This is a genomic window from Rhodospirillaceae bacterium, from assembly GCA_018662005.1.
Taxonomy (GTDB): domain Bacteria; phylum Pseudomonadota; class Alphaproteobacteria; order Rhodospirillales; family JABHCV01; genus JACNJU01.
Genome location: JABJHA010000047.1, coordinates 17,163 through 28,028 on the forward strand (window position 1 = coordinate 17,163; position 10,866 = coordinate 28,028).

The window sequence follows — 10,866 nt, forward strand, 5'->3', positions numbered from 1 at the left end:
TTGGGAGATTGGCGTTTCCTTCACTAGTGAAGTAGGTTTATTCAACTACGCCACAATAGACACGACTTGCTGGGCGCCCGATATCCCCAAGTGGTGACAAAAGGTTTCAAAAGCCGATGGAACCATGAATAATTCTGGATCTTTGAACTGCCCGAGAACTGGCCATGCCTCTCATCCCCATCCTATTCGTTGACGATGATGAAAATATTCTGAGTGCCATCCGGCATGACTTGCGGAACAAACTGGATGTTCTCTAGTACCTCTGAGACGAGAAATTAGCATGATTTGAAACGGAAAGCGTCAACTTAGAATAAAGCCCTGACACTAGCGAAAAGCCGCCGCACGCCCTCCCGCATACGCTTCTCACCGGAAAGGAACCGCAAACAAGAGGGACGGGTCCTTCCTGGCCACTGACCTATCCGGATGGGCTTCCTCCGGTGATTGCCCAGCGACACCCGTGAAAAAGCCATTTCGTTTCGCTTTGATCCCCGCCCAAGTTGGCTGAACCCGGCGTAGCCCCTTGCTTAAGGTGTTCACTCCGAGACCTCGCCAAACGAAATGCCTCTTGTTGAGTTTAGGCAATTCCCGTTGTCAGGCTGGGGCGGCAATGCGCCCGGGGTCCCCGCATGCGAAACGCGCCGGCAGGAACCGGTCAATTTTGCGAAACGGATCATGACCCGTCCATTTCCCGCCGCAGGTCCTGAAGGCGCAGTAGCATGGCCAAGGTGCGTTCCAGCTTGCGGTCCAGGTGCACCTCGTAGCGGGCCAATCGAGACAACTTATCAGGGTCAAGAGACTGACCGAATGCCTGTGCCCGGATCAGGGGCCGATTTTCCAGTTCCATGCGCCGCTGGGCGTACCAGGGTTGCAGGTCCCTGTCGATAAACCGGCGCAGACCGGCAGCGTTGGGCGTGGCAGGCTCCTGGTCCTCGTCGTAATCGCCCGGATCGCGGGAGAGTAAGTCTTCCCACCATTCACGGGTATCAGCCCGCAACACCGCAACGGCTTGCTCGTAGGCTTTCGGCTTGCCCGCATCCAAGATGACAACGGCGTCTTTTGTCATGCCCTCGTCCTCATCCAGATCGCGGGCTTCCACGGCGGTCTCCTCGGGCGTGGCGCGGATGGCATCGACGACGCGCTCGATCTGCTTGCCGCCGTGCAGATGCACCAGTGCCGCCTTGACGGTGTCGCGATAGGGCTCGGTGGCATTCTCCAGCCCGTGTTGATGGGCGGCCGCCTCGGCAAGGCGGAGACGGCGTTTGCGCCACAGGATGCCCGCCAGTTCCTCGACCAGGTGCTCCTCGGTCGGTCCGTTCGGACGGTGTTCAGCGACCAGAGACGCCATTAGGGCAGCGTATTCGTCGGCGTTTTCCCAGGGTAGAACGGTGTAGCGGGAAAGAACGCCGTGTTTGAGGGCGTTGAAACGGGTGACTTCGGTTCCGGCGGTTTCCACCGGCAAGATGTCATTGGATTCAGTCATGGCCAGAAGGTCCTTTTCCGTTTGGGATTGTCGATCCGGGTCAGCAGTTTTTCGGCTTGGATGAGAAAGGCTTCGTTAGCCAGATGCTCGGCCTCGAATGCTTCCTTGCGCAGGCGCTGATAGGTGCGTCGCCACATGCCCTTGGGCCGGGGCGGAAACGGCGACGCCATGCCGGGCTCGCCGCCGAGGCGCATGCGGATTTTATTGGCCCGGCGCAGTGCCCGATCCCACGCGCCCTCGCTCTGGCTGGCGTGCGCCAGGCGATAGCAATGCCGGCAGAGGAAATACCGCCCCGGCCCATGCAGTTTGACCACGCGCCGACCGCAAGGGTTGCCGTTCACCACGCCGGGGCAAATGAAATAGGGCCGCGTGCCACCGAACCGGCAGGCGACGCGGACGATGCGGACGGTCTCGTTCACGTCCTCCCAGTCACCTCCGGCGACGCGCACCCGATAAGATAGGTGCAAACGTTCATCCTCGGCCCGCAGATTGATCGACGCTACCTTCTCGCCGCCCCGGCTCCATTGCCAACCGCCAGCCCATCCAGGTCGCAGACAGCCTTCCCGATGCAGCCGGTTTACGTCGATGGCACGGCATGTTTCCACCGTGTCCCGCCCCAGGCCCGAAGGTCGTCCTGATCCGATGCCGCCCATCATGCGCTCCTGTTTTTTCCGAAATCGTTTGGAAAGTCGGCTGGTATTTCGATACCCATGGCCATAAGGGCCGATGCGGCCTCTTCCTCTCGGGACTTGAACCAACCGTCCCAGCAACGTGAATGCAGCCAGGCATGGCCATGAGTATCGGTCCCAAATGGCAACAAAGGATCGTTGGTGCTGTCACCGCCATGACAAGCAAGGCACCGGCCAGGCGAGGACGGTTGAGGGTTCCGATTTATCCATTCGGAAACGCAGCAGGCAAATGCCTGTGCCTCCGCTTCAGCACGGGATAAACCACCATCGAACTCGGCGATCCCGGCCCGCTCGTCGAAATACACCTGCCAGTCTTCGGCGTTCCACCCATCATCGCCGGGACGCAGCAGGGCAACGATCCCGGTTTTGTTCTCGCTCAGGGCGGCCATGACGGCTTCCGACGGCGGTGACGAGGCTTCGAGGGTCAGGTCGTCACCTTGAAGGACGACATCGACGCCGGCTGCCCGCGCCGCCTTAAGGGCTTCCATTGCGCTCATACCGTTGCCCTCCAGCCTTGACCTTCGCTTTTCTCCGGCTCGGATTGAGAGGGTGATTTTGCGTCCGTTGCGTCCGCACCGTCCGTAGCACCGGATTCCAAGGGGTTGGCGCGGACGGTCGAGCCCGTTCCGCCGTGTGCAGCGTCCGTCCTACCGTCCGCAACACCATCAACCGTCCGCATGGAGGTCTCGCCGAAAGCCTTGGTTTCGTTGCCGTTCGGCGGGAGCGCGGACGATGCAGACGGTGTGGACGGTTGCGCCCCGCCATAATCCTGGTTGGCGGAACCTTCCTTGGCCGTGATGACGATGATCCTGGTGCGCGCACGACCTTCCTTGATATGGTCGATCTCGATACCGACCTTTCGCAGGAAAGTGGCTGCACGGCGCAAGCGACCGGACAATGCCCGAGGACTGGCGGGCCAGGTCTTGGATTTGGCGACACGCTCGCCTGCTGCCTCAGAAAGGGCACCCAGAAGGTCCGAGGCGGTTCCCGTCCACTCCGTCCGCTCTGCCATCACGGCGCGCACAGCAGCGGCCACGGGGTCGGCCTCGATCACGTTCTCGACAGCTTCGTCCCGATTACCGCAATAGGCTGACCAGAAGGTTCCCGAAGGCCAAATGGCTGTTTCGCAGGCCGATGCCCAGAGGGCGAAATCCGCCATGCGTGGAAGTCGTTCCAGCCTGGTTTCGGGCAGCAATTTGAGGCCCATCACTACGGCATCAAGTAGCATGCCAAGGATTTTAGGGCGCTCCGTTTCGAAGGCTGCCCAGAGTTCTGCCTCCGGACGACGACGCTCCTCCGGGATGGCTTCCAGGGTCAGGAAAACTGCTCGGTCAGCAAGATCGGGGCGAGTGACAATGTCCTCGATGCCGTTCAGGATCACCGGGCGGGCCGCGTCGAACAGCACCTCGTCCTGGTCAGTATAAAGCTGGCGCACTGCAAATCCGCCACCGGTCGCCAATCGGCAAAGGGTGTCTGAAATCCACGACGGCAAGCCCGAAACGTTGTCGAAGGCGAGGACATGGCCGTTATTGGCGGCGATGAACAGGTCACGATCCTCACGCGGCAAGGCGCGCAAGGGGGCCGTATTGGGATCAAGCAAGGCGCGCAGGATGGCCGAAAAGGTGGATTTGGCTGATCCTTGTTCACCCGATAGCACAATCACCGGGTAAGGGCCGCGATTGCGCAACACGGCCAGCGCCCATGCGACGACGAGCACGAAATCGGTGTCCGACTGCACGTTAAGAAACGAACGCAAGGCATCGACCGATCCACCGGGCACCGGGTCCGGCAACGGCTGCATGCCGGCCGCACGACGGAAATGTACCCGCGGTTCTTCGACCACCCGCCAGCCGGTCGAGGTGATTTCGACGGCACGCCAGGCATCGTCGCCTAGGTCAAGATAGAGTTTGTCATCGATCCCGCCGACGCGAATGAACACGGGTAGTTCAGGGGCGTCGAAGTGCGCCTTCGCCTCGATCACATTGAGCGCCGAACTTAAAGCTTCTGAATTTGGTGCGCCGCCCGTGGTTTCAAAGAACTCCCGCGCCAGCCACCGCTTGAAACCTTTGACGCGAACCGGCCAGGTTTCCCGGTGCCCATCAATTTCGATATCGGCAAACGCCGTACCGTCAGCAGAGTGGAACAACTCTGCGGCCTCAGCGAGGTCGATCAGGATGTCGGCCTGGGTTGGTTCAGGGGCGGCACCGCCTCCGGATTCTTTCAAGGCCTCATCAAATCCGGTCATGCGACAACCGGCGTCCTTGAGGCTCTTGCGAAGCGTTTCGAACGCGGCCCGGTCGCTTTTCTTGAGGGCGACAATCGCCTCCATTGTTTCCGGCTCAAAGGGCGCACCGGGATCGTCAATGACCCGTTCGGCCAAACCCTCAAGAGGGTCGAGTATTTCCTCGGCATCGGCGATGGCGGCAGCCACTGGGTTTTCATTTGCGTCCACCGCAATTTCCGCAGCGGTTTCCGGGATTTCTGTATCGTCGATCTTTTCCATAGTCATTTCCGGCCCTCCCCGGTCTGGGTCGCAAGGCCCGCCAGCATGTCGTTGAAATCCTGGCCACGCGGGGGACGGGCAATACGAACGCGCCGTCCTTCCCGCTGCCAACGCAGGGCGCAGTCGCGTGCGGCAGCCTCTCCGGCATCGTCTCCATCGGCCAGGACGATCACCTCACGAGCAGTTTCGGGCAGGTTCAATGCCTTCAATCCGGAAGTCGAAAGAGCCGCCCAGGCGGGATTACCCGTCGTCTGCATGGCGGCGAGGCAGGTCTCAATACCTTCGCCGACCATCAGCAAATCAGCAGGTTCTCCAAGCCGAACAGCTCCGCCACGACAGGGACCCAGCATCATTTTCTGGGGATCGACCGGAGCCTTTCCGGAACCGTCATGGGCCAGAAATGTGCGATGAATAGCTAACGGAGCATCGTCCGGACCTCGGGAAACAAGTGCCACCATGGCTGGCCATAGGCCACCAGAGGGGTGTTTCAGTCGGCCGTGGAAACGCAGGGCCGATGTCAGGGTAAGGTGCAGGCCACGTGACTGGATATAGGTTTCCGCCAGGGTGTTCGGCATCGGGATAGAATCTTGCCAAATGCGGAGGGCGTATTCCGTCCTGCCCGCATCATTGCGGTCGGGTGGCGTATCCTTTTGTGGGTTTGCCTTATAGGTCCTCCGCTTGATCGAGTGCCGTTCGCGATGTTCCCAAAGCCCACGAGCACGCAGCGCGTCAATTACCTGGGCCTGATCGCACCCAGCATGGCAGCGCAGGAGGACCTTGCCGTCCTTCCCGGTTGAAATAGACAGGCTGGGATTGCGGTCATCATGTGCGGGGCAACGGGCAGTCCATCCGCTCCCGGCCTTGCATCCTCCAAGGGCTTTGGTGATGGTTTCAGCGGTCATGGCGCACCTCGCTTGCGTGCGCGCCGACAGCATAGTCGTTCGAGGCGTCTGCCTTGGCCCATTCGGCCAGGATGGAAAAGAAACCGCTGACGTTTTCGATAATCTGGCGGGCGTCGTCGCGGGATAGCGGGTGATCGACGCGCGGTTGCCAAGTTTCGAGGGTGCGGTCGACCAGGTCGTCATCAATTGCTTTGTTGGCTTTCACCGAAGATCTCACGGATGGCTTCTCGCCCCTCCGTGCCTCTGATCTCCGGCTTCGGACTCACACCGATAACACTGGATCGTATCGTCATTTGCATATTCGGCGTCCCCATCTCAGGGATCACCCGATGTCGCCGCATTAACGCGGCAAGTCGTCCTCCGGTATGGTGAACTTGTGAGATTTGCCCGCCTCGATCACGAGGTCGCGCTTGTTGTTCTTGCCAATAGCGCTGATGATTGCGCAGCGGAAATGTCCGTGCCGCAATCCTTCCATAACCACGTCAATCAGCCGATTGATGGCCTCGCGGGCTTGGGGGCCGTAAGCGTCGGATTTGAAGTCGTTGTGATCATGCATTGTGCAGCAGGGCCTTCATGTCTTTGATGGTGGAGGAAAATGCCAGCGGCGGCACTTTGGTTTGGTCGCCATAAAAGGAGAGCACGTCGGTTTCGCGTTCGGGCCGATCCTCGAACATGAACACCTTCCGGCGGCCTTCAGCACGTAGACCCAGCAGGGGATACCCCGAACAGCGCAGGAAGCAGGCGAGATAGAAATCGCGCGTTTCAAAGCGCCGCTGACGTCCCGGCCTTGCTCCAATCGTTTCCTGTCCAGTTGTCACTTTACATTCTCCTCAAAAAAATGGTTCAACCAGCGCCGAGAATCCGCTGGTGCGGAACCTCACGCATAAGCAAGCCGAGCTTCTCCAACCGGATGCGCATGGCGATGGGCGAGACGAGGAACTTTTCCGCTAAGGGGCGAGCGATACCGTCAAGAGCTTCCTCGACGCTCTCAGTCCAATCATGTCCCGCTATGCTGCATGAAATCCGAGGCACCTCGACGAACGGGTGTTCCACCTTAGTCTCCGGGGCAATCACCCGACGCTTTCGGTCTGGAAACATCTCATCCCAGGCCGCGAACACCAGCTTGCGCGGCATCAGCAAGCAAGAGGCATAGAAATCTGCCTGCCATTCTTCTGGAGGCTTTTGGCTGGATCGGCAGAGAAATTTGGGGTCACCATCGTTGTCGAACAATGAGGACTGTCCATAATGGCTCCGGATCAAGTGCTGGTGTAATCGCCAATGACCACCACCTTCGTGCGCAACGGTAAAACGATAGCGGCCTTCCTTCGATGGATTCTCATCGGGATCAAGGCTCTGATCGATAAAAATACTTCCGTCGCCGTAAATTGCGCCAAGGATGTCAGCATCGCCGTCCAAAGGTCGGGGAACATTGTGCCGGACGTGCATATCATCGAACTCGATGCGGAGCTTGAGGTGCTTCTCGACAATGTCTTCGATGGGAATGGGTGTCTCGATGACCACATCGCGCGCATGGGAAAACTCTGCGAGCAACGCCTCTGCATCGCGTTCTATGGCCTCTTCGGCCAAAAAGGGAACTTTCCTGGTCATCAATGTTTCATCCTCATCTGCATCAGTAGGCCGAATCGGCCGTCACTTGTTCTTCGATTTTTCTGCCTCTTGGGCCAAGCGGGCCACATCATCACTCGTCATGCCCTTGGTGGTCCGCAATAAAGCCGCCAGTTCCCGGGGGTTCTCCCGGATGATTTCGGACAGATCGGTCGAAACCTTGCCCGCCAGGGCCAGAAGCTCGTCTACATTGATCTCGAAAATTTCAGCGATCTTCCGGACCTTGTCCTCGGCCGGCGGCGGAAACTCGTCCCGTTCGACTTTGGAAAGGTAGGTCGGACTGACTCCGATCTTCTTCGCCATTTCACGCAAGCCGAACTCCCTTTCCTCTCGAACGGCGCGAATATGCGCACCAAACTTCATATTCCTCCCACTGGTCATGATAAACATCTCCGTTTCATGTTTAGGTGTCACTCTACACTCTGCGCCACCAGACTGTCAAGTATAAGCTAAACGCTTATCGAAGTAATTGGATCAGGCCGCGATTTTAAGGTGGCGAACGTCTTCCAACACCTGCTGGAAATCAGGTGACGGGGCAACGCACATGGTTCTATACGCTTCCACGAAGGGGAGCCAATTAAAGCAAGGCCCTTTCCCGAAATCGGGTTAGGGCCTTGTTCTTTAAAGCTATTAATGCATGACCAAACTTTGGTTTCATACACCTCTTTTCTCGGAGATTATTGACAAATGGCTGAAACAAGCACCCCGGCGAAATCAGAAAAAAGCGCCGAGCCGAAAGAAAACACCAGCGTTGATTCGGAGCGCCAGAAAGACGTGACTAAGGATTACCGCAATAACTGGAATAAGATTTTCGGTAATAAATAAACTTCGTGTATGAGAGCTTTTGGCTAAAGCGTAGGCGCCTTAGTTGGAAATTTATTTTTACCCTACCACCGTCCGCCTGCCGGTCATCGGTTAGAGCGAGGACCAGAGTCGATTCATCAGTTATTAATGGCCATTCCGGTAATCTTGATGAATGACCTTTAGTTATTATTTGAAAACTGTCCGAAATTTGGACACCTTGCGCGAAATTGTGCGAAAACATGAAGCGCGAGTAGCAAGCTTGGCCACGCGAGACGCATCAAGGTGATCCAGAAGCAATCGGCAGCCTCCAACAGTGGTGCTGATCAGTTACCCAAAGCATTAATCTAGCCGCACGGATGCCGATGCCGTGGGTAAATGCCATTAGTGCCGCAATAGTGCTTTGAAAGCTTAACCTCGAACAGCGGACAAAATATCAGGCAGTCGAAAAAGCCGTTTTTGACCCTTTCCCGAAGTTATCGCCCCACCCGTTCTAGGTCGTAGCCCTGTTTTCGCTCATGATTTGTCAAATGGCTTACGGCACTGATACAGGTTGCAATTTCCACAGGCGCTCCGCGTTCCCATGAGCTATAGCGTGGGCGACATCATCGGGTACTGTTGCCAATGTCTGCCGCCACACTTCGACCTGTGGTAAAAATTTATCTTCCCAGTGGAAATGGAAGACATTGTCAAAAGCGAGAACGAAGCGTTCAGGATAAGCAAGCACCAGTTCCTGCCATTTCGGGGCAAATCGATTGTCTTTGATCATGCGCGTCCACGGCAGCCTGCTAGCGTTGTACGTAACCGGATTGCTGTGTGACGTGATAAAAAACAGATTGAAATGTTTGGGAAGTAAGTGTGCAGCATCTTCAGAATCCAATTGCCCCATGTGAATCAATCCGATTGGCACATCTTGATTGGAAGATACGAACGCTTCTAATTTCTCCATGTAGCCTGACTTATCCCATCCCATCGCAGCGAATTCCACATGGGCAATGAAAGGAATCCCCTTTTCCCGAGAAGCCTCAATCATCATCGTTACACGCGGATCGTCAGGGTCCATAGCCGCCTTCCCTGCGCCAACGCCTTTCTTAGCGGCATGCCACATTATGATTTCAGCAATTGCATGGAAGTCGTGCTGCCGTAATTCGTTCTGGAACATACCGAGATAATCCCCTCGACCCTTCGTAAAGGCCTTGGTCTTGGTTTTTGCAGCTGGGATGATTCGACCCGGATGACGTGCTGCAAGTTCAAGAACATCAGAAGAGGGTTGATTGAACCGGGCCGAAAGCATCACTTTGGCAACACCCGCGTTATCGAGCATCGGCACGATTGAATTCAAATCCGTTTGTTGATCAATCTGGCTATGAACATCGACAATCGGTCCCCGCCAGACATTCTCATTGGCTGTAAGTGTTTGCGTAGTAGGGCTGACACGCACTGGTTTTCTTGATTCCTTGCCCGACGAACCGCCGAAAAACTGGATCAATTCTTCAAACGTTACGACGTCGTCACCATCGGCATCGATTTTCCCAAAGGCCCCGGGGTTTGCCTTCCATTCATCGCGAGAGATTTGTCCATCTCCGTTAGAATCCATTTTTTTAAGAATTTGTCTTGGATCTTTAGCCTTTGCATCATCGCTATCAGCAACAAGACTGACCACAGAAAACAAAACTACAAACAAGAAAAAAACAAACTTTCTCATAATAATGAACTCCTAAAACAATTCCCTATGCCCCTGATCTAATATTCTCAATATTTTTCCGGCGATAGCAGACCTTTCCAGATTTCCGAAAGTGGCTATAAGCAACAGCTCCAACGTTACCCGAAAATAATCGCCTCTCCCCACAAAGCGGACCAAAGAATAACCCCGGCTTAGGGGCCGGGGCTTGTGCTTGGTCTTGCGGGCATGGGTGAGCCCTCCGAGATAGGTATCCTCGGAAGGATTAAGGGGAAACTGCGTAGAGCCTCATCCCTCCGGTACATGACCGGCAAACAGCACTGCTGCGATCAACGCGGCGGCGATAAAGATATAGACCATCGTTTCTTCCTTCGGTTAAGCGGGAGAAGCCCCCGCGAACGGATTGCTTCTCAGGTATGTTGTTCCTCACGAGCAACCAATATTTTAGCTGATTTCCATCATTTCGCAGTGACTTAGATCATGGTGATATGCCCTTACTGCATTTCCGTCAGCACAGACAACGCCGTCAAGATCGTCACCAGGACAACGAGCCACGTCATGATAGCCTCGACTTGTTTCCACCGGGGGGACGGCGCATAAATCCGATACGCGACAAATGATTGGAGGCAATGTGCCGGTTTATTACGACATGCCACTGTACCGGCCCCCAAGCGAGGGCAACAACCTGATCATCCAAGCGACGCTTGGGTGTTCGGCCAATTATTGCACTTTCTGCTCCATGTATAAGACCAAGTCATACACGGCCAGACCACAAGAGCAGGTGTTCACTGACATTGAGGCCGCCGCCCGTGATTGGCCGGATGCTAACCGTGTGTTCTTGGCTGATGGTGACGCCCTGACCCTGCCCATGGATGACCTGCGGGCCATTCTCGACAAGTTGCATGATGCACTACCTAACTTGGCCAGAGTATCGAGTTACGCCACGCCGAAGAACTTGATCGACAAGACTGCCGACGAATTAGCTGAACTGAAACAACGAAAGCTCAATCTGGTTTATATGGGCATCGAGTCGGGTTCGACACCGGTGCTGAAGCGCGTCATCAAGGGCGCTTCGCAAAAGACCCATGCCATGGCCCTGGATAAAGCACGCGACGCGGGCCTCAAGGTGTCGGCAACATTGATCTTGGGATTGGCTGGACAGGCCGGTTGGGAACAACACATCG

The 10,866-nt window shown here is 56.4% G+C and carries 13 protein-coding genes; 2 read left to right on the plus strand and 11 right to left on the minus strand.

All coding sequences use genetic code 11. The annotated features are described in order from the left end of the window. Positions 1–670 precede the first annotated feature (670 nt). The 10 genes from HOL66_16485 to HOL66_16530 form a co-directional block, all read right to left on the minus strand. Positions 671–1,480, minus strand: a complete 810-nt coding sequence (locus tag HOL66_16485) for a hypothetical protein (GenBank protein ID MBT5245830.1) — start codon at positions 1,478–1,480, stop codon at positions 671–673. Beyond that, complete coding sequence (locus HOL66_16490; protein ID MBT5245831.1) at positions 1,477–2,133, minus strand: hypothetical protein; 657 nt, start codon at positions 2,131–2,133, stop codon at positions 1,477–1,479. Before HOL66_16490 ends, HOL66_16485 begins: the two co-directional genes overlap by 4 nt. Continuing rightward, positions 2,133–2,666 carry a hypothetical protein gene (locus HOL66_16495; GenBank protein ID MBT5245832.1) on the minus strand — a complete coding sequence of 178 codons (534 nt, stop codon included), beginning with the start codon at positions 2,664–2,666 and terminating at the stop codon, positions 2,133–2,135. Before HOL66_16495 ends, HOL66_16490 begins: the two co-directional genes overlap by 1 nt. Next, positions 2,663–4,672 (minus strand): hypothetical protein, encoded by a 2,010-nt coding sequence (locus HOL66_16500; GenBank protein ID MBT5245833.1) that lies wholly within the window; start codon positions 4,670–4,672, stop codon positions 2,663–2,665. The genes HOL66_16495 and HOL66_16500 overlap by 4 nt, the downstream gene beginning before the upstream one ends. A gap of 2 nt (positions 4,673–4,674) precedes the next feature. Beyond that, positions 4,675–5,574 carry a virulence-associated protein E gene (locus tag HOL66_16505; protein MBT5245834.1) on the minus strand — a complete coding sequence of 300 codons (900 nt, stop codon included), beginning with the start codon at positions 5,572–5,574 and terminating at the stop codon, positions 4,675–4,677. After that, positions 5,564–5,791 (minus strand): hypothetical protein, encoded by a 228-nt coding sequence (locus tag HOL66_16510; GenBank protein ID MBT5245835.1) that lies wholly within the window; start codon positions 5,789–5,791, stop codon positions 5,564–5,566. Before HOL66_16510 ends, HOL66_16505 begins: the two co-directional genes overlap by 11 nt. 123 nt (positions 5,792–5,914) lie before the next feature. Continuing rightward, a complete protein-coding gene (locus tag HOL66_16515; protein MBT5245836.1) occupies positions 5,915–6,130 on the minus strand; it encodes a hypothetical protein in 216 nt (71 codons plus the stop codon). Beyond that, positions 6,123–6,371, minus strand: a complete 249-nt coding sequence (locus HOL66_16520; protein ID MBT5245837.1) for a hypothetical protein — start codon at positions 6,369–6,371, stop codon at positions 6,123–6,125. Before HOL66_16520 ends, HOL66_16515 begins: the two co-directional genes overlap by 8 nt. A 46-nt stretch (positions 6,372–6,417) precedes the next feature. Further along, positions 6,418–7,182, minus strand: coding sequence for an ImmA/IrrE family metallo-endopeptidase (locus HOL66_16525; protein ID MBT5245838.1), 765 nt, complete (start codon positions 7,180–7,182; stop codon positions 6,418–6,420). 42 nt (positions 7,183–7,224) lie between these two features. Further along, on the minus strand, positions 7,225–7,581 hold the full coding sequence (locus tag HOL66_16530; protein MBT5245839.1) for a helix-turn-helix transcriptional regulator: 357 nt from the start codon (positions 7,579–7,581) through the stop codon (positions 7,225–7,227). A 306-nt stretch (positions 7,582–7,887) separates the two neighbouring features. Between HOL66_16530 and HOL66_16535 the strand changes: the two genes are divergently transcribed. Then, on the plus strand, positions 7,888–8,025 hold the full coding sequence (locus HOL66_16535) for a hypothetical protein (GenBank protein ID MBT5245840.1): 138 nt from the start codon (positions 7,888–7,890) through the stop codon (positions 8,023–8,025). 511 nt (positions 8,026–8,536) lie between these two features. On the opposite strand, the gene HOL66_16540 is transcribed toward HOL66_16535, so the two are convergent. Continuing rightward, on the minus strand, positions 8,537–9,706 hold the full coding sequence (locus HOL66_16540; protein MBT5245841.1) for a hypothetical protein: 1,170 nt from the start codon (positions 9,704–9,706) through the stop codon (positions 8,537–8,539). Positions 9,707–10,313: 607 nt separating this feature from the next. Between HOL66_16540 and HOL66_16545 the strand changes: the two genes are divergently transcribed. Beyond that, positions 10,314–10,866, plus strand: a 553-nt coding sequence (locus HOL66_16545) for a radical SAM protein (GenBank protein MBT5245842.1), incomplete at its 3' end; no start/stop codon positions are given.